The organism is Trinickia camelliae, from assembly GCF_053525655.1.
Map to the genome: position 1 here is coordinate 363,666 of NZ_JBCHAA010000003.1, position 21,463 is coordinate 385,128.

24 protein-coding genes are annotated in these 21,463 nt (G+C 63.2%); 11 read left to right on the top strand and 13 right to left on the bottom strand.

Translation table 11 applies throughout. The annotated features are described in order from the left end of the window. Positions 1-5: 5 nt before the first annotated feature. Together AAHK20_RS07885 and AAHK20_RS07890 are read left to right on the top strand one after the other, a co-directional pair. Positions 6-2,000, top strand: a complete 1,995-nt coding sequence (locus AAHK20_RS07885; protein ID WP_449180980.1) for a hydantoinase B/oxoprolinase family protein — start codon at positions 6-8, stop codon at positions 1,998-2,000. 37 nt (positions 2,001-2,037) lie between these two features. Then, a complete protein-coding gene (locus AAHK20_RS07890) occupies positions 2,038-2,421 on the top strand; it encodes a cupin domain-containing protein (RefSeq protein ID WP_449180893.1) in 384 nt (127 codons plus the stop codon). A gap of 142 nt (positions 2,422-2,563) precedes the next feature. On the opposite strand, the gene AAHK20_RS07895 is transcribed toward AAHK20_RS07890, so the two are convergent. From AAHK20_RS07895 to AAHK20_RS07915, 5 genes are all read right to left on the bottom strand, one after another. Next, positions 2,564-2,974: a hypothetical protein gene (locus AAHK20_RS07895; RefSeq protein ID WP_449180894.1), complete on the bottom strand. Its 411-nt coding sequence runs from the start codon at positions 2,972-2,974 to the stop codon at positions 2,564-2,566. After that, positions 2,961-3,539, bottom strand: coding sequence for a lysozyme (locus AAHK20_RS07900; protein WP_449180895.1), 579 nt, complete (start codon positions 3,537-3,539; stop codon positions 2,961-2,963). The genes AAHK20_RS07895 and AAHK20_RS07900 overlap by 14 nt, the downstream gene beginning before the upstream one ends. A gap of 39 nt (positions 3,540-3,578) precedes the next feature. Further along, a complete protein-coding gene (locus AAHK20_RS07905) occupies positions 3,579-4,145 on the bottom strand; it encodes a PAAR domain-containing protein (RefSeq protein ID WP_449180896.1) in 567 nt (188 codons plus the stop codon). Further along, a complete protein-coding gene (locus AAHK20_RS07910) occupies positions 4,146-4,712 on the bottom strand; it encodes a PAAR domain-containing protein (RefSeq protein ID WP_449180897.1) in 567 nt (188 codons plus the stop codon). A gap of 128 nt (positions 4,713-4,840) precedes the next feature. Further along, positions 4,841-5,512, bottom strand: a complete 672-nt coding sequence (locus AAHK20_RS07915) for a PAAR domain-containing protein (protein WP_449180898.1) — start codon at positions 5,510-5,512, stop codon at positions 4,841-4,843. A gap of 261 nt (positions 5,513-5,773) precedes the next feature. On the opposite strand from AAHK20_RS07915, the gene AAHK20_RS07920 reads away from it, so the two are divergent. Both AAHK20_RS07920 and AAHK20_RS07925 read left to right on the top strand, forming a co-directional pair. Next, a complete protein-coding gene (locus AAHK20_RS07920) occupies positions 5,774-5,983 on the top strand; it encodes a hypothetical protein (protein WP_449180899.1) in 210 nt (69 codons plus the stop codon). Between the two features lie 110 nt (positions 5,984-6,093). After that, entirely contained in the window at positions 6,094-6,477 is a 384-nt protein-coding gene (locus tag AAHK20_RS07925; protein ID WP_449180900.1) for a hypothetical protein, read from the top strand. A gap of 104 nt (positions 6,478-6,581) precedes the next feature. On the opposite strand, the gene AAHK20_RS07930 is transcribed toward AAHK20_RS07925, so the two are convergent. The 6 genes from AAHK20_RS07930 to AAHK20_RS07955 all read right to left on the bottom strand — a co-directional run bounded on the left by AAHK20_RS07930 (position 6,582) and on the right by AAHK20_RS07955 (position 13,300). Next, entirely contained in the window at positions 6,582-7,565 is a 984-nt protein-coding gene (locus AAHK20_RS07930) for a M14 family metallopeptidase (protein ID WP_449180901.1), read from the bottom strand. A 37-nt stretch (positions 7,566-7,602) separates the two neighbouring features. After that, positions 7,603-9,084 (bottom strand): NAD-dependent succinate-semialdehyde dehydrogenase, encoded by a 1,482-nt coding sequence (locus tag AAHK20_RS07935; RefSeq protein WP_449180902.1) that lies wholly within the window; start codon positions 9,082-9,084, stop codon positions 7,603-7,605. A 151-nt stretch (positions 9,085-9,235) separates the two neighbouring features. Next, positions 9,236-9,718 (bottom strand): Lrp/AsnC family transcriptional regulator, encoded by a 483-nt coding sequence (locus AAHK20_RS07940; RefSeq protein ID WP_449180903.1) that lies wholly within the window; start codon positions 9,716-9,718, stop codon positions 9,236-9,238. 177 nt (positions 9,719-9,895) lie between these two features. Further along, positions 9,896-11,275: an aspartate aminotransferase family protein gene (locus AAHK20_RS07945; RefSeq protein WP_449180904.1), complete on the bottom strand. Its 1,380-nt coding sequence runs from the start codon at positions 11,273-11,275 to the stop codon at positions 9,896-9,898. A 210-nt stretch (positions 11,276-11,485) separates the two neighbouring features. Next, positions 11,486-12,424, bottom strand: a complete 939-nt coding sequence (locus AAHK20_RS07950) for a 2-hydroxyacid dehydrogenase (protein WP_449180905.1) — start codon at positions 12,422-12,424, stop codon at positions 11,486-11,488. Positions 12,425-12,478: 54 nt separating this feature from the next. Then, positions 12,479-13,300 (bottom strand): GNAT family N-acetyltransferase, encoded by an 822-nt coding sequence (locus AAHK20_RS07955; protein ID WP_449180981.1) that lies wholly within the window; start codon positions 13,298-13,300, stop codon positions 12,479-12,481. Between the two features lie 290 nt (positions 13,301-13,590). On the opposite strand from AAHK20_RS07955, the gene AAHK20_RS07960 reads away from it, so the two are divergent. Further along, positions 13,591-15,072 (top strand): aldehyde dehydrogenase family protein, encoded by a 1,482-nt coding sequence (locus AAHK20_RS07960; RefSeq protein ID WP_449180906.1) that lies wholly within the window; start codon positions 13,591-13,593, stop codon positions 15,070-15,072. Between the two features lie 101 nt (positions 15,073-15,173). On the opposite strand, the gene AAHK20_RS07965 is transcribed toward AAHK20_RS07960, so the two are convergent. Both AAHK20_RS07965 and vapB read right to left on the bottom strand, forming a co-directional pair. Next, complete coding sequence (locus AAHK20_RS07965; protein ID WP_449180907.1) at positions 15,174-15,599, bottom strand: type II toxin-antitoxin system VapC family toxin; 426 nt, start codon at positions 15,597-15,599, stop codon at positions 15,174-15,176. Then, entirely contained in the window at positions 15,596-15,859 is a 264-nt protein-coding gene (gene vapB / locus AAHK20_RS07970; RefSeq protein WP_449180908.1) for a type II toxin-antitoxin system VapB family antitoxin, read from the bottom strand. The genes AAHK20_RS07965 and vapB overlap by 4 nt, the downstream gene beginning before the upstream one ends. A gap of 284 nt (positions 15,860-16,143) precedes the next feature. On the opposite strand from vapB, the gene AAHK20_RS07975 reads away from it, so the two are divergent. From AAHK20_RS07975 to AAHK20_RS08000, 6 genes are all read left to right on the top strand, one after another. After that, complete coding sequence (locus tag AAHK20_RS07975) at positions 16,144-16,812, top strand: haloacid dehalogenase type II (protein WP_449180909.1); 669 nt, start codon at positions 16,144-16,146, stop codon at positions 16,810-16,812. A gap of 71 nt (positions 16,813-16,883) precedes the next feature. Next, complete coding sequence (locus AAHK20_RS07980) at positions 16,884-18,161, top strand: NAD(P)/FAD-dependent oxidoreductase (RefSeq protein WP_449180910.1); 1,278 nt, start codon at positions 16,884-16,886, stop codon at positions 18,159-18,161. A gap of 32 nt (positions 18,162-18,193) precedes the next feature. Then, positions 18,194-18,502, top strand: coding sequence for a (2Fe-2S)-binding protein (locus AAHK20_RS07985; protein ID WP_449180911.1), 309 nt, complete (start codon positions 18,194-18,196; stop codon positions 18,500-18,502). Beyond that, the gene (locus AAHK20_RS07990) at positions 18,484-19,860 is read left to right on the top strand and encodes an FAD/NAD(P)-dependent oxidoreductase (protein WP_449180912.1); all 1,377 of its coding nucleotides are present in this window, start codon (positions 18,484-18,486) and stop codon (positions 19,858-19,860) included. The genes AAHK20_RS07985 and AAHK20_RS07990 overlap by 19 nt, the downstream gene beginning before the upstream one ends. Next, on the top strand, positions 19,857-21,017 hold the full coding sequence (locus AAHK20_RS07995; protein ID WP_449180913.1) for an NAD(P)/FAD-dependent oxidoreductase: 1,161 nt from the start codon (positions 19,857-19,859) through the stop codon (positions 21,015-21,017). Before AAHK20_RS07990 ends, AAHK20_RS07995 begins: the two co-directional genes overlap by 4 nt. Before the next feature lie 11 nt (positions 21,018-21,028). Beyond that, positions 21,029-21,346, top strand: coding sequence for a helix-turn-helix transcriptional regulator (locus AAHK20_RS08000; RefSeq protein WP_449180914.1), 318 nt, complete (start codon positions 21,029-21,031; stop codon positions 21,344-21,346). Positions 21,347-21,463: the final 117 nt, after the last annotated feature.

The window sequence follows — 21,463 nt, forward strand, 5'->3', positions numbered from 1 at the left end:
TGCCGATGTCGTTCGACAAGTCCGTGCTGCAGATCTTCGCGAATTACTGCGTGGCTGCTGCGGAGAGCATGGCCTACACGCTCGTGCGCACCGCGCACTCGACCTTCGTCAAAGAGACCGAAGACTTCTCGTGCGCGATCATGACGCCCGACGGCCACACGTTCGCGTCGCCGAAAACGCTCGGCGCGACGTGGTACGTCGGCCTCGACTACGGCCCCGTGATCGGCATGATCGACCACTACGAGCCGGGCGACATCGGCATGACGAACGACGCTTACAGCGGCTTCGTCGCGACGCACACGCCCGATATCGTGCTGTGGAAGCCGGTGTTCTACGAAGGCGAGATCGTGTGCTTCGTCGGCGGCCACATCCATAACACCGATATGGGCGGCGCTGTGCCCGCGTCGCTCTCGCGCACGCTGACCGAGATCGAGCAGGAGGGCATCCGCTTTCCGCCGACCAAGATCGTGCGCCAAGGCATGCTCGACGAAGCGCTCGTGCGCGTGATGGCGGCGAATGTGCGCGTGCCTGCGCAGAACGTCGGCGATTTGCATGCGCAGTTCGCGTCGCTGCATACGGGCGAGCGGCGTGTGCTGGAGATCATCGAGCGCTTTGGTATCGATGGCTTCAAGGCTGGCATGCGGGCGCTGCTCGACTATTCGGAGGAGCAGGCGCGCACGATCCTGCGTGGCATTCCCGATGGCGAGTATTTCTTCGCCGAGTACGCGGATGAAGACTCGGTGCGCGGCAAGCCGATGCGCGTCGCGCTCACGCTGCGGATTCGCGACGGCAGCGTCGAGTTCGATTACACGGGCAGCGATCCGCAACTGCAGTCGTCGCTGAACATTCCGACAGGTGGACGTGAGCGGCATGCGCTGGCGCTCGTGGGCTTCGTGTATGTGCTGTACACGTTGAACCCGGAGATCCTGCTCAACAGCGGCCTGCTGCGCGCCGCGCGCTGCGTGCTGCCGGAAGGCAGTGTCGTCAATGCGCAGCGCCCGGCGGCGGTGGGCATGCGCAGCCTCACGTGCAAGCTGCTGCATTTGCTGACGTTCGGCGCGTTTTCGCAGGCGATTCCCGAACGGCTTGCGGCGTGTCCGGCCGGTGGTCTGTCAATCCTCAGCGTGAAGACGATGAACAAAGAGGGTGGCACGGTGATGGCGTCGATCGGCCCGATCGGCGGTGGGGCTGGCGGCATGCCGTTCGATGATGGCGAGGACGGCTCTGGCGCGAACAACGCGTTCCTGCGCAATACGCCGGTCGAAATCAACGAGGCCGAGGTGCCGATTCGCATCACGCGCTATGGCGTCGCGCCTGGTTCGGGCGGTGCTGGAAAGTATCGCGGCGGGCAGGGGCTCGTGATGGAGTTTCAGGTGTTTTCGCCGAACACGCTCGTCACGGCGCGCAATCGCGATCGCACACACTTTGCGTCGTGGGGCGTGCGCGGCGGACGTGCGGGTGCGAATGCGCGCTTTACGAAGAATCCTGGCACGCCGCGTGAGGAGCCACTTGGCAATACCGATCTCGTGATCTGCAATCCGGGCGATGTGATTCGGCTGGAGGGCGCGGGGGCGGGGGGCTATGGATTGCCGATCGAACGCGATATCGAGCGTGTGCGCGATGACGTGCGGCGTGGGTACGTCACCGAGTTGGAAGCGCGCGAAGTGTATGCGGTGGCGCTGGTCGACGGTGAAATCGATGCCGAAGAGACGGCGAGGTTGCGCGAGCGGGCGCAGCTCGCGGCGCGCGTCGGCGAGACGCCGGCGTTCGATTTCGGCCCTTACCGCGCCGCATTCGAAGCGAAGTGGACGCGCGAGCGTTACGCCGCGCTCACGCGCATTCTGGCCGGCGTGCCGGTGCAGTGGCGGTACTTCATCAAGCACCGGGTCTTCGATGCGCTCGATGCGCGTGTCGAGATGAACGACGGCGCTGAAGCGATCGACGAGATTTTCATGGAGTTATGCGCGTCGTGGCCCGAGCTTCGGCAGGCCGCGCGTTGAACGTTTTTGAAATCACCAAGAGAAAGAGAGCCGACCGATGTCTTTGTCCCTGACTAACAGTTCGATCGAAAGTCATTGCTTCAACCTGCCTGAAGGCGAGGGCGTGCAATTAACGCTCGCGCCCGGACGCCTGCTGCGCGGCGATCCCGACCGGCGCGACTGGCCGCATTTCGAAAGCGCGGACGGAAAGGTGTCGAGCGGTATTTGGAGTGGTACTGAAGGCGCGTGGCGGATCGATTTTCCGGCGGGGCAGTATGAGTTCTTTCACGTGATCTCGGGCACGGGGGCGATCGTCGCCGATGATGGGACCCGCAAACCGTTCGGGCCCGGCGATGCGGTGTTCGTGCCGGAGGGGTTTCGCGGGGTGTTTGAAGTTAGCGAGAAGGTCACGAAGCAATATATGTTCGTGCAGAACGTTTGACGGCGACGCGCGCCGCATCAACGCAGAGGAAACGAGGGCCAGCGGAAGCTGGCAAAGGGCATTGTTTGATCGTGCGAACGAGGCGCACGAACAGGCACGATTGGCGCTCAAATGAATTGCCCCGCCGAAGCGGGGCTGATCTTTACCAATTCGCCATGTTCGATAGGTCTTTCAGAAACTTGTTTTGTACTTTCCGAAGATCGTAAACGCATTGTTCATATAGTGCCGGGTACATTGATCCGCTCGGGTTGGTCTCCCACTTTGCGCCCGCATCGCGTTGCAGATCACAGAAGGCAACGGCTTTATCCTGTGCCACCATATAAACGTCAAGCGTCTTCGCGTGTTCGTTTCCCTCTGGGATCGTTGAGCGAATCTTTTTATATAGACTCTTGTTTTCTTCAACGATCTGCGCACTAAGACCGGCGTAGCATTGTGCGTCAGAGAATCCCCCACCTAGGTGCTTGAGGCATTCCGGACTCGTTTTGCCGAATGCGCTTACGAATAAAAACAGCGATCCGCAGAGGGCGACACCTGCTAATTTAATGTCTCGCATCATATATCCCTGAAGCAAACAGACGTCCTTCCCAAAAGCGACGATGTTTAAGATTTGGATTGTTTCCGATTCGATATGTAAGTATAAAATCGAATAGAGAATTGTAATTTCCCGCGTTGCCCTTTTCTATGATCTTGTCCGCTCCCCCATAGGCGCCACAGTTGAATACTATGCTGACAAGTGCATCGTATTCAAATTGATAGAGGGGAACCTTAACATCTCGGTTAAGCCTATTTTCGACTGTCGCTAGATCGTCCCGCAAGAATTTTTGTGCTTGCTCTAGCGTGATGGCTTGCCCTGTCTTCAACTTGTCATTGGGCACAACAAGGTGGCCGCAACCGACGGTAGGCAAACCTCGATTATCCAAATATACAGTGAGAATAAAGCCGTCTGTTACTTGGTGACCCTGGAAGTTTTTGCCGTTCAACAGGCCGGATTCGATCTCAGCGATGAACGACAATCCGTCGCTCGAAATTTTCCAAGGCTTGCACAAACGTGACGTATAAACATTGATGTTTGAATTTGGTTCCGTGTTTGTTAAACACTGGTAAAGCGGTTCAGTCATTTCTATTCCATTGTATGAATTGAGATGATGAGCAAGTGATTATATGGTTTCGCGATGTCCAAGGTAGATGTGCATGCGTTGTGCACCATCCGTTACATGCCTCGCGGTGCGTCCGGTGCTGTCCGTCGTGCCGTGAATCAGTTCGCCATTCGGCAAGCGAATCGTGTAGTACGTCTCCGCAAGGACGCTGCCATTGCCATCTCTAAGCGTGAATTGTTCATCATGAGGGACGCGCGATGCAGGTACGGAATCGGCCAGTGCGTTGACCGTTGGTGTGTCATCACTGTCGATATATGAACTTGCACGCGCATAGACAGAAACGACGCGTGGGTGTTGTGCGCATTTGCAAAGCACAATATCGCCGCCTACCGCTTCAAACGCTTGCAGACGGCCGTCCCAACCTCGAAGGTTTTCGCGGATACCTGCCCCGGCGAGGATCGGGCCGGTGGTCTTGCAAACCCCGCACCATGCAAGTTGACCCAAGTGCGTTTGTCGGCGTGGGCGGCCGTGCTGATCTTCTATTGTCGAATGATCCGCGCCGCCAATAACCTGGCTACCATTCCCGTTATCGAGTGGATCACCTTCTACCACAGCGTAGTAGATCAATTACACCTCCCTATGGCCTAAATAGAGCGCCAATTGGTGTGCGCCGTCTGTCGCATATCGTGCTGTCTTGCCCGACGAGTCGGTAATGCCGTGCCGCAGTTCGCCGGAAGGTAGTCGAACTGTGTACCAGGTATCAGCGAGCGCGTTACCTGCCGCATCGGCAAGCGTGAACTGCTCGTCGTAGATGGGCCTTTGTGCGAGCGCTTTGGCAACAGGCGCCAGTTTCTCTTCACCGCGGTCATGAATCATCCATTTGCGCCCATACACCGCAATGATTCGGGGAGGATCGGCGCACTTGCAAAGAACTATATCGCCGCCTACGGCCTGCCTTCGTCCGCCGTTCACGAGGTCAATCATGCGCTTTCGATCACTCACACCAGCACCGTAGGTGATCGTGCCCGTGCTATTGCACGCTGGACAATAGGCTTCGTCTCCTATAAACGCCAAGCGGCGGTGTTTGCCATCTTCGCCGTCGATCGTGCCAGCCTGTTTGTACGCGAATACGCGGCTGCCTTTGCCACTCGTCAGTGGGTCATCCTCGACCGCTGCATAGTAGATGCCAGTCAATTTCGCTTCCTATAGGTTACGTCTCAACATCAATAAAAATTCGCTTCGTGCCATTCGAAATACGATTCCTGTGTCACGTAGTTCTTTCGTCGCGACTACGCAAAATAGGAACACTCATGGTGTCCGCGTTACTGGCGCGTTAACGCAACGCCGTGTTCGTCGATGGGGACATAGATGGTGGAGATTCGCGGATCGCGGTGGGGGCTGTCGGTAATCACATCGCCGTTATCCAGCAGACTGCCGACGACCGCATACCGGTTCTGCTCTTTACCCGGCATACCGATACCCGTAATGATGCGTGCGCGGCTTCCGTCCTGGTACTCGACAAAATCGCCAATGCCCGCAGCGTTGCGGTGCGTTCCTTCGACTTCCCATGTGGTTGACACTTCGCGCACGATGCCGCCTCGCGCAGTCGTTGCGCCAGGCACTGCGAAGCGATCGAGGGGTTTGCGCGGTGGCGCTGTCCAGTTCGCATCGAACAGGCCCGACACCGTTTCATCGTTGGCGATGAAAACACCCATTTCCAGGTGTCCCCACGGCGTTTCGATGATCCGGTCTCCGTTGCTCAGATGACTGCCGACAAGCGCTGCGGCCCGGTTGCCAAGCACGGCGGCATATCCTGCACCGTCCACGATGACGGCTTCGCTTCCATCGGCGTAGGTCACAACGTCTCCCACCCGCGCGATGGGAGGACCACAAATCGTTGCCTTGTCGCCGCTAGTGACACGACCACCGCGCTCAGTGAGCGCGCCAACCGTCGCGAAGCGATACAACGTTCCTTTACGTTCCTGTTCCGACATTTCTAAGCCTCCCACCCGGGATAGATGAAAAGAGCTGGTCAGCAAGGCGACCGGCACCCGCGCGACGGCGAGCCGCCGCGAACTAAAAATCCTCAGGGGAACCAATGGCTACGGGAAATCAGAAAATGACTAAAAAGGAATGCGAACTATGCAGATCGCATAAGTGCGCACACGTGGTTTGACATTCGACAATGTTTAATATGTAAGGCTATTCGGGTTGTCGATTCTTGCGCCGAGTATCTCTAAGTGCAGCGCTGCGCTGTGAACCGAAATACCGTGGCCGCTCACGTTGTAATCATCCAGGTGGGTCGGTTAGGTGCCCGGCAAAGTGCCGATTGCTTCGATCATCCGAGCGCGCGCATCGATGCGCTCTTGCGCCAGATGGGAATCGTGGCCGATGTGGATAAAGCGGCAACGGCTGCCGCAAACGACGCAGCACATGCGCAGGTGGCGTACCGCGGCGAGGTGTGATCTACGCGTAAGAGTCCGTGAAATCTTTGGTGGCACCACGCTGAGTCAAAAATAGATTCGTCGCTTCAGGCATTGGAAAGCCTTTTCTCAACATGCAGGGTCGCGTAACCATGTTCAATCGCCTTAATCAAGCCGTGCTGCGGCATATCGACCGTAAACGCGGAGTACCGCGCATCGACGCTGTCGGATCGACACCAGATGGCTTCACTGTGAATTGGCGCACTCGTGGCGATCAGCCTTCCGAAGTGACGCATCACGCCTGGCGTGATATTCGCCGCGTGGCGGCAACCTTGGTACCCGGGTTGGTAGGTGGCGACGAGTGCCTGCTAGTCGAATTGGAGGGCTCCACGCTGCAGTTCACGGCGGAAGTGGCCGGGTTCGAAACTTTCATTGACGATGGAGCCAGATGGCTCAACGGCTGGCGCCCTGCTACCGAATGGCGTTTGGCCCTCGCGGCAGTTTCGCCCGGCCAGGTAGTCGATGTCTACGGTTAGAGCAAGGAAACGAGGGCCGCAAAAGCGGCCCTCGGTGTTTTGGGGTAACGGCAACTGAGGACGTACCGGCTTGACTCGCAAGTTCGCCAGGCTGAATTGCGTGACTAATCGATCAACCGCCCCAACCGCACCACCGTCACCCCCGGCTTCAACTGCCGCAGCGACGGCATCACGAGCACGCAGTTGTCGTAAGGCGTGACCACTGGCTCGCCGCCGTTCCAGCCGATGACTGTCCCCGCCTTCTCGAACGTCTCCAGCCCGGTATAAGCGCCAGCGAACCGAAAATCCATACTCTTCGCCACAACCGGTTCCGTCACCCGAATCACACGCATCGTCTCGGGCTTCGGCGCAAACCAATCCGCCGGCAAATCGGCTTCATCGATCACACCCGACAGCACCAGAAACCGCGCCGTGCAATCCTTCGCCACCGTCACCGCCGACGGCTCCCAATGCTGCCCACACTCCACAAGCAGTGCATTGCGCGGGCTTTGCGGATCGCCAAAGCCCGCATAGTCGCGCATGCGCTTGCCTTCGGGATGGCCTTCGTCGCTAATGACAGTCGCGGGCGCCCCCAACGCGCGAGCTAGCGCGATGCCTTTCTCCAGCGGCCCCGAAACAATCAGCGGCGCGCTCTTCTCATGCATCGAGTGCAGATCGAGTAGCGCATCAACGGTATCGACCACAGGACGCAACGACCTCGCGCGCCGCAGCTCGACGGAAATAGCGGTCTTATCGTCGAGCTTTTCCGCAGTCCACACGCGATTGAAATCCTGATCGACATAGCGCGACGCATCGGGCCGGCGGCGATCGAACGTCCGGTAGGCGTCGATATTGGCGAACGACAGCGTCAGCTTCCCGCGCCGCGGACGCACGCCGAGATCGAGCAGCGCCTTCACTGTGATCGCGCCGCACACTTCGTTGCCGTGCGTGAGCGCGTTGATCATCACATGCGGCCCCGGCGCGCCGCTGTCATATGTGTAGACATACGGAATGCCGGCGTTGCCTGCCGCGTACGCATCCAGAACAGGAAACTCGAGGTCGACGGGATAGGCGTCGGCGTGATCGCGCTGTGGGGAATCGGTTGTCATGTACGGGTCCTTTCAAGCCAACAAGGCAAAGACGGCTTCAAGCCAATCCACCCTGGCAAAGATATTTGACGTGCATGTAGTCGTCGAGCCCATAGCGCGACCCTTCGCGGCCATAGCCCGATTCCTTCACGCCACCGAACGGCGCCGCTTCGCTCGACACCGCGCCTTCGTTGATGCCGATCACGCCGCTCTCCAAGCGCGATGCGACGCGCCAGATACGCCGCACATCGGTCGAATAGAAGTAGGCGGCGAGGCCGAACGGCGTGTCGTTGGCTTCGCGCAGGACATCGGCATCGTCGTCGAAACGGAACAGCGGCGCGACCGGGCCGAACGTTTCTTCGCGGAACAATGCCATGTCGCGGTTCGCGTTGCCGAGGACCGTCGGCGCGTAATAGTTCGCGCCTTCGAGGCCGTCGCCCGACAGACGTCGCCCGCCAGTCAACACGGTCGCGCCGTGCGCGAGCGCATCCTCGACGTGGCGTTCGATCTTGTCGACGGCGCGTGCGTTGATCATCGGGCCGATCTGCGAATCCTCTTGCGTGGCCGGTCCAACGCGCAGCGCCGCCACGCGCTCGACGAGCTTGCGCGCGAACGCGTCATACACGCCGCTTTGCACATAGACGCGGTTCGGACACACGCAGGTCTGCCCGCCGTTGCGGAACTTGGACGCCATCAAACCCGTGACGGCCGCGTCGAGATCGGCATCGTCGAACACGATAAACGGCGCGTTGCCGCCCAATTCGAGCGAGAGCTTCTTCAACGTCTCGGCCGATTCGCGCGCGAGATACTTGCCGACCGGCGTCGACCCCGTGAACGTGATCTTGCGCACGCGCGAATCGGCGAGCCAGTTCGCGACAGTGGCGGGCGTATGGTCGCGCGAGGCGGTCACGATGTTGAGCACGCCCGCCGGCAATCCCGCTTCCTCGGCGAGACGTACAAGTGCGAGCGCGGTGAGCGGCGTATCCTCCGCGGGCTTTGCGACGACCGTGCAGCCCGCCGCCAGCGCGGGCGCGATCTTGCGCGCGATCATCGCGAGCGGAAAATTCCACGGCGTCACGGCGGCGACCACGCCGACCGGCTCTTTCACCGCCATCATCCGCTTGCCCGGCATCAGCGCGGGGATCATGTCGCCGTAAGAACGCACGGCTTCCTCGGCGAACCACTCGACGTACGACGCGCCATACGCGACTTCGCCGCGCGCTTCGGCAAGCGGCTTGCCCTGCTCGCGCGAGATGATGCGCGCGAGGTCCTCGCCGTTGGCGACGATCGCCGCGTGCCAGCGCTTGAGGAACTGCGCGCGCTCGCGGGCGGTACGGTCGCGCCAGCTGTCGAAGGCGGCGTGCGCGGCGTCGGTGGCGGCTTGGGCGTCGGCGGCGCCGCTGTCGGGGACGCTCGTGAATTCGATGCCGGTGGCGGGATCGCTGACGGGATGGCGCGCGCCCGAGGCGGCGTCTTGCCATTGACCGGCGATGTAGTTCTGCGAGCGGGAGAGTTCGGGGCGGGTGAGTGTGAGCGGCATGGCGGTGTACGAATCTGAAAGAATAAGGATGACGAAATGTAATTTGCGGACGATGCCGCTGTAAAAGCGGAACCGCACAACCATCGCTATCGATCGATCCACCGCCTACGCGTTTGTGCCGGCGGGCTTCAATCCCGCCACGCTCAAGCGCTCATTCCGTTAACGGAAACAGCTTCTCGATCGCATAGTGGTTCTTCACGAACGGCGTCTTGATGACGACGTAGCTGAAATACTTTTCAATGCCGATGTTGCGTTCGAGCAGCCCCTCCATCACGGTCTGGTAGTGCACGACGCTGCGCGTGACGAACTTGAGCAGGTAATCGTAGCCGCCGCTCACGAGATGGCATTCGGCGATCTCGTCGACGTTGCGGATCGCGGCCTCGAACTTGACGAAGTCTTCGCGGCGATGGTCCTGCAGCGTGATTTCGGTGAACACGAGCTGGATGTCGCCGAGCTTGCTGAGCTCCAGGTGCGCGCCGTAGCCCGCGATATAGCCGGCCTTCTCGAGCCGCTTCACGCGAATCAGGCAAGGGCTTGGCGAAAGGCCGACCGCGTCCGCGAGCTCGACATTCGTAATGCGGCCCTTCCGTTGCAACTGGGACAGGATGCGAAGGTCGATCCGGTCCAACTTCATCGATCCGTTTGCGTTCGTCGACACGGCGGGTAATGACCTATGAAAGCGTGGTGAGCGAACTATCGTAGCACGCGCCGTCCCAAAATAATTCCTCTTCAAACCCTTGTGCGGCAAGCCTCTTGGCGACGCGAGACGGCGGCGCGGCAGAGGTTGCCGCTGCCGCCATCCCGAGGCATCTCAGGCCAGCGCCGAGCGCACTTCCGGCGCGTCGAGCACCGTATCGAGCGTCTTCTTCAAGCGCTCGAACAGCACGTCGAACTCCTCGCTCGTGTAGCAGAGCGCGGGTGCGAAGCCGAGGATGTTGTCGTTGAACGCCCGGAAGATCAGGCCGTTGCGATAGGCGGTCGAGGCGATCCGTTCGCTCAGGTTGAGGGCCGGGTCGAAGCGGCGCTTCGTGGCTTTGTCGGCGACCAGTTCGAGCGCGCCGAGGAGGCCCCGGCTGCGCGCATCGCCGACGAGCGGATGCGCGAGCAGCTCGCGCAAACCGGCTTCGAAGCGCGGCGTTTGCGCCGCGCCGTTCGCGAGCAGTCCGCCTTCGTGATAGAGCCGCATCACTTCGAGTCCGATCGCTGCGCTCACCGGGTGCGCCGAATACGTCTGGCCGTGGCCAACCGCCGAGCCCGTGCCCGCGCCGTCGGCGATGCCCGCGTAGACCTCGTCGGACATCAGCACCGCGCCCATCGGCGCATAGCCGGCGGTGAGGCCCTTGGCGACCGTCATCAGGTCCGGCTCGACGCCTTCGGCTTCGCAGGCGAAGAGCGGGCCGGTGCGGCCGAAACCGGTGATGACTTCATCGGCGACGAAGAGGATATCGAGCTCGCGGCACGCTTCGCGCATCGCCTTCAGCCAGCCTTTCGGCGGCACGATCACGCCGCCTGAGCCCTGGATCGGCTCGCAGAAGAACGCGGCCACGCGCTCGGGCCCGAGCGCGGCGACTTTCTCGCGCAACGACGCGACCGAATGCGCGATGAGCGCCTGTGGATCGTTGCCGACCTCGCTGCGATACGCGTACGGCGACGGAATGTGATGCTGATGCGGCAGCGGCAAGTCGAAGTTGTGATGGAACGCGGGCAGCGCGGTGAGCCCCGCGCCGACCGACGACGACCCGTGATAGCCGCGTTCGAGCGCGATGAACTGCTTCTTCTGCGGCCGGCCGGTCGCGTTGTAGTAGTTCGTGATGTAGCGCACGGCCGCATCGACCGCATCCGAGCCGCCGAGCGTGAAGTAGACATGGCGCAGCGACCTGGGCGCCTTGTCGATCAGTTGCTCCGCGAGCTTGATCGCCGGCTCGCTGCCGAAGTGGAAGTAGCCGGTCGCGTACGGCAGGCGGCGCATCTGCTCGGTGGCCACGCGCACGATGCTCTCGTGGCCATAGCCGGTGTTCACGCACCAGAGGCCGGAGAACGCGTCGAGCAGTTCGTGGCCGTCGATATCGGTGAGCCACGCGCCACGCCCCGATTCGAGGATCGTGACGCCGCGCGCTTCGTGCGCGCGCAGGCTCGCTACCGGGTGGATCAGATACTTGCGGTCGGACTCGATCAGGGCGGAGGTCGGCATGGTTTGGGCGCGGTTAGGGTGTGCGGGGCACGTCGCGAAATGCGGGAAAGGCGCGCGCATCGTGCGTGACGAGCGCGAACCGCTTGCAAACCATGGTAGCGGGAGTGAAATAACGAAGACGTTTGGATTGGCCGCCGCTTAAGCGCAGGAATTGTGTTTTTGCGGTGTGGGCAGCATTTTGTGCTGCGATGCTGCAAGGTCGCCGTCGCGTCAGTAGCCGCGCGAGCGGTCGACCAATCCAACCAGCGGCGCGCCCTCGCGATGGCGGCGCAAGTTGTCGAGCACGACTTCGACCGCGCTTTCCGGCTGCGTCATGCTCGCGATATGCGGCGTCAGCATCACGCGCGGATGTCGCCACAGCGGATGATCGGCGGCGAGCGGTTCGGGATCGGCCACGTCGAGCACGGCCGTGCCGAGCTGGCCGCTATCCAGCGCCGCAAGCAGATCCTCCTGCTGTAGATGCCCGCCGCGCCCGACGTTGATCAGCGACGCCCCGCGCGGCAATTGCGCAAACAGATCGCGATTCAGGAAGTGGCGAGTCTGATCCGTCAGCGGCAGCAGGCACACGAGGATGTCGGTGCGCGCGAGAAACGCGGGAAGCGCATCGGTGCCCGCGAAGCATTCGATTCCATCGAGCTTATGCGGCGAACGGCTCCACCCGGCGCATTGAAAGCCGAAGCTCGCAAGGCGCGTTAGCACCGCTTGGCCAAGCACGCCGAGACCTAGCACGCCGACTTGGCGCGTGTTCGCCATGTGAGTTTGCAGCGGCTTCCAACGCCCTTCGCGTTGCTGCGCTGCGTAAGTGAGCCAGTCGCGATGCAGCGCGAGCGCCGCGAGCGTCACGTACTCGACCATCCCTGCGACGATCCCCGGCTCGACCATCCGCACGACCGGTAAATGCGTCGGAATCGCCGACAAGTCGAACTGGTCGACACCTGCGCCCGTGGAGAACACCACTTCGAGATTAGGGAAGACCGCCGCGAGATCGAGCTTCGGCACTTGCCATACCGCGAGGTAACGGACCTCGCGCGCGTCACACGGCGGCAGATCGCCGGTCCAGATGTGAAAGGGCGTATCGGGCGCTTTCTCGGCGAAGATGCGTGCCCATTGCGCGCCGCGCACGGGATCGGCCTTGTAGACGAACGTCATGGCGTGGCGTCGAAGAAGAAGGACGTCGATTCAATGGAAAGGGAAAGGCGCCGATCAGCCCAGCGCCTGATTGGTAATCGCAAACGCGCGCGCCTTGCCCGCTCCGCGAGGCGGCTCGCCGCGCACCATCGTCACGACGCTGTCGACTTTCGGCAAGCCCAGCTCCTCTAGCCAGTCGGACAAGCCGCTTTCGCCCGTCACGTCGATGCGCGTGAACTTCCCATCATTGGCGGCGAGCCAGTGGCTGATCAGCGCCTTCGCGCCTTCCGCATGCGGCGCGATGACCGGCCCGATTACGTGGCCGCGCCCGAAGCGTCGCAGCATCGCGAAGCCGATCGGCTCGCCGTCGCGCGCGAGCACGATCCCCTCGGCGACGTCGAGCAACGCATCGAGGAGCGGCGTGCGATCGTAGCCGGCCGCCTGGTTCCAAAGCGCCGCGAGCCGGTCGCGGTCGCGCGCGCCGAGCGGGCGGATGCGTTCGCCGGGGGCGAGCGCCACGACGGGCGGATGCGCGTCGCTCGGCCCTTGATGCTGGTGAATGCTGCCGATCGCCTTGAAGCCGAACTTCTCGTAGAGCGGCTGGCCGGCGGGCGTCGCGTTCAGGAACGTCGTGCGTTCGGCGAGCGCGTCGACGGTGAGCGTCATCAGATCGCGGCCGATGCCGCGGCCTTGCTGATCGGGCGAGACGATCACCATGCCGAGCGACGCGTGTTCCGCCCCGAACTGCCAATAGAGCGCGGTGCCGATGACGCCGCCGCCGTCTTCGGCCGCGAACCCCGTGCCGAGGTTCAGCGCGAACTCCCAGTCTTCGAGGCGATGCGGCCATTTGACGGCCATCGACAGTTCGTGCGCGGCGGTGAGATCGTCCGCGGTCATCGGACGATAGCGGACCTGCGCGGCGGCTTCGCCGCGGGCAATCGGTTCTGTCACGTTCCCCTCCTGTTCAGTGCTTCACTTCGCGTGGGTACTGTCGCATCGGCGAAAAGTCGCGGCTAGGACGATCTTATTGTGCGGCCGATACCGCATGCCGCGCTGCGCGAGCCCGTCACAACGCGTGCCGCAAGCGGTCAAGCCCCGTCATCACGGCAGCAAATGCTGCGGCACCGCCCGTACCATGATTTGAGTCTATTTGCGTCTTTTCAGCGAACCGAACCGGAACCCACATCATGGACAGCTTCGATCCCGCTCTTGTCGCCGTGCGCAGCGCGCACTTCATCGGAGGCCGCTATGTGGCGGGCGCGGCGGCGCTCGACGTCGTGCGCCCGTCGGACGGCGTCGTCTACGCCGATTTGCCGATCGCCGATGCGGACCTCGTCGACCGCGCGGTGGAAGACGCGTGGCACGCGTTCAAGACGAGCGACTGGGCGCGCCGCGCGCCGCGCGAGCGGGCCCGCGTGATGCGCCGCTGGGCCGAGCTGATCGAGGCCGACGTCGATACGCTCGCGCGGTTGGAGTCGGTCGGCTCGACGCGCCCGATTCGCGACGCCGCGCAGTGGGACGTGCCGTTCACGGCCGAGGGCATTCGCTTCTATTCGGAGTTCGCCGACAAAGTCGGCGGCGAGGTCGCGGCGACGCGTCCCGATCATCTGGGCATGATCGTCGCCGAGCCGTACGGCGTGATCGGCGCGATCGCGCCGTGGAATTTCCCGTTGGTGATGGCGTCGTGGAAGATCGCGCCGGCGCTCGCGGCGGGCAACGCGGTGGTGCTGAAACCGTCCGAGCTGACGCCGTTTTCGGCGCTGCGCTTGGCCGAGCTCGCGATCGAAGCGGGCATCCCGCCGGGCATCTTCAACGTGGTGCAAGGCGACGGACGCACGACGGGCGATGCGCTGGTGCGTCATCCGAAGATTGCCAAGGTCACGTTCACCGGATCGAGCAAGACCGGAGCGACGATCATGAGCGCCTGCGCCGAGACCGGCACGAAGCCCTGCACGTTGGAGCTGGGCGGCAAGAGCCCGCAGATCGTGTTCGCCGATGCGCCCGATCTCGATCTCGTTGCGCGCCGCGTCGCGGGGGCGATCACGGGCAACGCGGGGCAGGTGTGCGTGGCCGGTTCTCGGCTGATCGTCGAGCGCTCGGCGGCGCCGCGCTTGATCGACGGCATCGGGGCGGCGTTCCAGGCGCTCAAGGCCGGACACACGTGGGCGCCGGGCACCACGCTCTCGCCGATCATTTCCGCAGGGCAGGCGCAGCGCATCGAGGGCATCGTCGCGCGCACGGTGCAGCAGGGCGCGCGGATCGCGACGGGCGGCGGCCGGATCGCAGTGGAAGGCGAAGGCGCGTTCTACGCGCCGACCATCCTGACCGGCGTGACGACGGAATCGGAAGCGGTGCGCGAAGAGGTGTTCGGCCCGGTGCTGACCGTGCAGACCTTCGACGACGAAGACGAGGCGCTCGCGCTCGCGAGCCATGAGAAATATGGCTTGGCGTCAGGCGTCCATACATCGGACTTGAGCCGTGCGCTGCGCGCGATGCGCAGCATCGAAGCGGGCACGGTGTGGATCAATCGCTATGGGCGTACTTCGGATTTCGTGATTCCGACCGGTGGTTATAAGCACTCGGGGCTCGGCAAGGATCTGGGACGTCACGCGTTCGAGGCGAATTTGCGCTTCAAGAGCGTGTTGATCGATTTGAATCAGGGGGCTTGAGGAAATTAAAGGACGTCACGATGTAGTGCTGACTTTTCCATCGCTTTACGACGGCCGCGTCGGTTTTCGACGCGGCTTTTGCCGTCCTCGCACGGCGGGTGTTAGCCGACAGGCATGGCCCAGTCTTCAAACAAAAGACCCCGCACGCGCTTAAACTCCCGCACGTTGTTCGTGACAAGAACCGCACCTGCGGAAATGGCATGGCCGGCAATGGCCGAGTCGTTTTCTCCGATTGGTTTTCCCAGCTTCGCCAAATCAACGCGTATACGCGTCGCCTCATCCACCGCCAAGGCATCCCAAGGGAGCACGCCATCCAGGCGTGCAACAAACGCGGACACCAATGCAGCGTGTTTTGGCGACGCCTTCTTGCCGATGGATCCAAACCGCATTTCAGCGTAAGTGACCGCCGATACGACGATTCGCTGCTGTGCATCGACGCAAGCCTCGAGTCGCGCCAAAACTTCAGGCGGACGCTCACGCATGATGAACGAACAGATGTTGGTGTCGAGCATATACAGCTGCGTCACTGATCAGACTCCTCACCGTCGTCATCGTCGCTCGAAAGATCGAACCGGCCGGAGCCGATGACCGGGGGGCGCTTGGCAAGAAAATCCTCGTCGGCCAACGGCTCGCTGGCAAAGGAGGACCAGTTCGGGCGTACCGGACGCAGCACGATGGTGTCGCCTTCCCGGCGAATTTCGAGTTCGGTCACCCCCTCGAACTGCATGTCTTTGGGAATGCGAATAGCCTGATTGGCGTTGTTCTTGAAAATCGAAACGGTGCGCACGAGGACCTCCCGAGAGCTTGGAACGTGAGCACTATTTTATGCATATGTCGGCATATGTCAAGGCGCATTCCAAGGCGGTTGCTTGTAGAGAAAGGCGACGACATTCCACGTTCGCAGACGCTTTCCGGACGGTGCCGCATTCTCTGCTGCCCGCCCCCCCAAAAACGGCCGATTCTTTCTTGAGCCCCACCGAATACGCGCCAAGCCACACTTTTTGTGGTGCTGTAATGCTTCTCAGCAACCGGTGCTTCGAACGCTCAATTTGCCTGACCAAGGACATCGACATGGCCCACTTCAAGCCCAAATACATCACCTTCGACTGCTACGGCACACTGACCCGCTTCCGCATGGGCGACATGGCGCGCGAGACTTTCGCCGACCGCGTCGGCCCCGAGCAGATGGAGCAGTTCGTCAAGGACTTCGCCGGCTATCGCCTCGACGAAGTGCTCGGCGCATGGAAGCCGTATCAGGAAGTCGTCAAGAACGCTGTGCGCCGCACGCTCAAGCGCTGGAACCTCGCCTACGACGACGCCGAAGCGCAGCGCTTCTACGACGCCGTGCCGACCTGGGGCCCGCACGCCGACGTTCCGGAAGGCTTGTCAAAAGTGGCGAAGGAAATCCCGCTCGTGATCCTGTCGAACGCATCGAACGACCAGATCCAGAGCAACGTCGACAAGCTCGGCGCACCGTTCCACAAGGTCTTCACCGCGCAGCAGGCGCAGGCGTACAAGCCGCGCTTCCAGGCGTTCGAATACATGCTCGACAACCTCGGCTGCAATCCGGAGGACATCCTGCACGTGTCGTCGAGCCTGCGCTACGACCTCATGTCGGCGCACGATCTCGGCATCAAGAACAAGGTGTTCGTCGCGCGCGGACACGAGCCGTCGACGCCCTACTACGGCTATACCGAGATCAAGGACATCGGCGGGCTGGCCGGCGTGGTCGGTCTCTAAGCCGCCACGCTAGACAGCACCGGCTCGCCGCCCGCACACGACCACCCGCTCGCCATCCGCGAAGGAGCACGATGAAACTCGAATCCTACTGGCTCGACACCGCCCCGCCGTTTCAGAGCGGGCAGGTTGGCCCGGTCGAGGGAAGCGCCGAGGTGGTCGTGATCGGCGGCGGGTTCACCGGTTTGTCGGCGGCGCTCGAGCTTGCCAAGCGCGGCGTGCCGGTGACGGTGCTGGAGGCGGGGCGCATCGTCGGCGAGGCGTCGGGGCGCAACGGCGGGCACTGCAACACGGGTCTCGCGCACGACTACGCGGCGCTCGCCGAGCGCATCGGCGCGGAGCGCGCGAAGGAGTTCTATCGCGCGTACGAGAGCGCGGTGAAGACGGTCGAATCGATCGTCGTCGACGAGCAGATCAACTGCGATTTCTTCCACGGCGGCAAGATCAAGCTCGCCGCCAAACCGCGGCATTTCGACAAGCTCGCGAAGACCTACGAGTCGTTGCGCGCCAACGTCGATTCGAACGTCGAGCTGGTGCCGCCCGAGCGCATTCGGGATGAAGTCGGCTCCGATGGTTTCTACGGCGGGCTCGTGCAGCGCAACGGCGCGCAGATGCATATGGGCAAGTTCGGCGTCGGTCTCGCGGAAGCCGCGGCGCGGCATGGCGCGCAGATTTTCGAGCACGCGCCGGTCACGGGCTTGAAGCACATTTCCGGCGAAACGTATGAGGTGACGAGCGAACGCGGGACGATCCGCGCGGGCCGCGTGCTCGTCGCGACCGGCGCGTCGCAGATCGGGCCGCTGCAGTGGTTCCGCCGCCGCATCGCGCCGGTGGGCAGTTTCATCGTCGCGACGGCGCCGCTTGCGACCGAGCAGCTCGACGTGCTGCTGCCGAAGCGCCGCGCCTACGTGACGACGCGCCATATCGGCAACTACTTCCGCACGACCGCCGATAACCGGCTGATATTCGGCGGACGTGCGCGCTTCGCGATGTCAAATCCGAGTTCCGACGAAAAAAGCGGCCGGATTCTGCGCGCCGCGCTCGCGAACTATTTCCCCTCGCTCGCCGACGTGCAAATCGACTACTGCTGGGGCGGTCTCGTCGACATGACGGCTGACCGCCTGCCGCGCGCGGGCCAGCACGAGGGGCTGTTCTATTCGATGGGGTACAGCGGCCACGGTGTGCAGATGTCGGTGCACATGGGGCGCGTGATGGCCGACGTGATGTTCGGTGCCGCGTCGCGCAACCCATGGAGGCAGCTCGAATGGCCCGCGATTCCGGGACATTTCGGCAGCCCGTGGTTCTTGCCGCTCGTCGGCGCGTATTACCGGCTGCAGGACATTCTGCATTGAACAACCGCTTCAGAGCGCAGGGAGGCAGTGGCATGAGCGGACGATTCATCCGACTGGGCGAGACAGGGCGTACGACGGTGAAGCTGCGCATCGACGGCAAGGACATCGATGCGCTCGCGGGCGACACGCTGCTCGTCGCGATGCTGTGCTCGGTCGGCCACGTGCGCCAATCGGAGTTCGGCGGCGAGGTGCGGGCGGGGTTTTGCTTGATGGGCGCTTGCCAGGACTGCTGGGTGTGGACGGCGGACGGCGAGCGTTTGCGCGCCTGCACGACGGTGGTGAGCGAAGGCATGCACATCGTGACCACTCAACCGGAGGCGACATGGGTCAACCTCGCGTAATCATTGTCGGCGCGGGGCCCGCAGGCGTGCGCTGCGCCGAGACGCTGCTCGCGGCGGGCGTCGCGCCGATTGTCGTCGACGAAAGCCGCCGCGATGGCGGTCAGATCTATCGTCGGCAGCCGGAGACGTTCTCGCGTCCGTACGCGAAGCTCTACGGCACGGAAGCCGCGCGCGCCGAAGATTTGCACCAGACCTTCGAGCGCTTGCGCACGCGGCTCGACTACTGGCCCGATACGCTCGCGTGGAATGTCGCCGAAGGCAAGCTGCACACGTTGCACGACGGCCATTCGCGCGCGCTACCCTACGACGCGCTGATCCTCTGTTCCGGCGCCACCGACCGCCTGATGCCGGTGAAAGGCTGGCAGTACGCGGGCACCTACAGCCTCGGCGCCGCGCAGATCGCATTGAAGGCGCAGGCCTGCGCGATCGGCCGCAAGGTGGTTTTCATGGGCTCGGGCCCGCTCCTGTATCTCGTCGCGAGTCAATATGTGCAAGCGGGTGCGCAAGTGGCGGCGGTGCTCGATACGTCGACGCGCGGCGCTCGCCTGCAAGCGCTGCCAAAGCTCCTGGCGCGGCTCGATGTGCTAAGGAAGGGCGCGGCGCTGGTGTCGTCGCTGAAGAAGTCAGGCGTGCTGATCGAGCACGGGATCGAGCCGGTGCAGATCGTCGGCACCGATGCGGACGGCGTACGCGGCATCCACTACCGCGACGCGAGCGGACACGATCAGCAAATCGCATGCGACGCGATCGGGCTCGGCTACCACTTGCGTCCGGAAACGCAGCTCGCGGACCTCGCGCGCTGCGCGTTCTATTTCGACGCGAACACGCGCCAATGGCTGCCGCAGATCGACGAGTTCGGCCGCAGCTCGGTGCCGCGCGTCTATCTCGCGGGCGACGGCGCGCGTGTATTCGGCGCGGACGGCGCGGAGCTGGCCGGGCGGCTCGCCGCCTACGCGGCATTGGCCGACCTGGGTCACAAGATCGACCCGGCCAAGGTCGAGCCTTTGAAGCACCAGCAGCGCAAGATGGACCGCTTCCGTCTCGGCTTGGCGCAGGCGTTCCCGTGGCCCGCTGAGCAAGCGGCGAAATTGAGCGACGACACCATCGTCTGCCGCTGCGAAGGCATCACGGCGGGCGAGCTGCGTCGCGTGATCCGCGACGAAGGCGCGCGCGAAGCGAATCGCGCGAAGGCGTTCAGCCGGGTCGGCATGGGCCGCTGCCAAGGACGCTATTGCGGCCACGCCGGCGCGGAAATCATCGCGGCCGAGGCGCGCGTGCCGCTCGAACAAGTCGGCCGGCTGCGCGGGCAGGGGCCCGTCAAGCCGCTCGCGATCGCCACCGTGGAGGATGTGGAATGAACCACGCAACCGAAGCGGATGTGATCATCGTCGGCGGCGGCATCATGGGCGCGTCCGCCGCGTTCTTTCTGCGCAAGCGCGGGCGTTCGGTGATCCTCATCGAACGCGGCTTGATCGGCCAGCAGGCGAGCGGCACCAATTTCGGCAACGTGCGGCGCCAGGGGCGCTTTCTGCCGCAATTGCCGCTTGCGAACCGGTCGCGCGAGATCTGGGGCAAGCTGCCCGAGCTGATCGGCCACGACGCGGAGTTTCTGCAGTCGGGGCATATCCGCGTCTGCTATCGCGAAGAGCAGGCCGACATGCTCGAAACCTACGCGAAGGAAGCGAGCCACTACGGCCTCAATCTCGAACTCGTGCGCGGCGACGAGATGCGTGCGCGCTTTCCGTTCCTCGGCCCCGAGGTGCTGGCCGGGTCGTATTCCGCGAAGGACGGCCATGCGAATCCGCGTCTCGCCGCGCCCGCATTAGGACGCGCCGCCGCGCGCCTCGGCGCGCAGATCTTCGAGAACACAGAGATCGTCACTGTCGAAAAAGAGGGGGCCGAGTTTCGCGCGACCAGCACCGACGGCCGCGTGTTCCGCGCGCCTCAATTGCTGATCACCGCGGGCGCGTGGGGCAGCCTGCTTTCCGAGCAATTCGGCGAACCGGTGCCTATCGCCGTGCACGGTCCGCAGATGGCCGTGACCGAGCCGGTTCGTTACAGCCTCAAGCCGGTGGTCGGCGTATCGTCGCCGCTGATGGAGGAGGTCGTGTATTTCCGGCAGGTCGCGCGCGGCAACATCGTGCTCGGCGGCTGCGCACGCGGTCCGGCGTATCCCGACGTGCGGCGCGCGTACGTGTTGCCGCAGAACACGCTGCTGCAGTTTCGTCAGTTGTATCGCGTGGCGCCGGCCCTCACGCGGCTCAACATCATCCGCGTGTGGAGCGGCATCGAAGGCTACATGCCCGACGACCGGCCGATCATGGGTGCAAGCGGCACGACGAGCGGCCTCTACTACGCGTTCGGTTTCTGCGGACACGGCTTCCAGCTCGGACCGGGCGTGGGCGACGTGATGGCCGAACTGATCGATACCGGCGCGACGAGCACGCCGCTCGAACCGTTCGACATTCGGCGCTTCGCTGCCTCTGTGGCTAGCGCGGCGCCGCAGGCGGCATAGGGGCGGGCGCGATGGTGACCGAGCCGATTCAGCGGGCAATCGAATTCATCGAAGCCTCGTTCGCGCAACCCGTGCCGCTCGCGACGCTTGCGGCTGCGGCGGAACTGAGCGTGTCGCGCTTCGCGGCGCTCTTTCGCGCGCAGGTGGGGATCTCGCCGCATCGCTATGTGTGCCTCGTGCGCGTGAGGCACGCGGAGCGGCTGTTGCGCGGCGGCGTGCCGCCGTCGGTCGTCGCTACGGAAGTCGGCTTCTTCGATCAGAGCCACCTTGGCCGACACTTCAAACGCACGCTCGGCATCACGCCGAGCGCGTGCCTTGCCGGGCGTTGAGGCCTGCGGGGCGGTGTTCCGATTCGGAGGACGGCCATAAATGTCTCGGGACTCCTAGTCGATCGGCATATAGATTAGGAATCTTCTGATTTTGATGCGTGTGCCTGCATGGTGTAG